The organism is Pseudoalteromonas sp. S1612, assembly GCF_005887175.1.
Taxonomy (GTDB): Bacteria; Pseudomonadota; Gammaproteobacteria; order Enterobacterales; family Alteromonadaceae; genus Pseudoalteromonas; species Pseudoalteromonas undina.
The window spans coordinates 1-231 of sequence record NZ_PNDH01000203.1; the positions used below are offsets into that span (position 1 = coordinate 1).

The following is a 231-nucleotide window of genomic DNA, read 5'->3' on the forward strand; positions in this document are numbered from 1 at the left end:
AGTGTGGTGCCCATTAAATAAGAGATTTAAGTTCTCTTCAACAAAGCCTTTACCAATATTAATTGACTGAGGGTTACCAAAAATAAATAAAACCAGTTGTTGTAATTCAAGTTTTCCACTAATAATGTTTTTAATCAGTTCATCGCAAATTTCTATTGGGGCTGTCTCATTGCCATGAATGGCACTTGAAAGCACAACATTCTTGGACGTTATACATTCAGGCTCCAATTC

At 34.6% G+C, this 231-nt stretch carries 1 pseudogene; it reads right to left on the reverse strand.

The window, feature by feature from the left end:
* Positions 1 to 231, reverse strand: a pseudogene (locus tag CWB78_RS18705) (succinylglutamate desuccinylase); the annotation flags it as partial.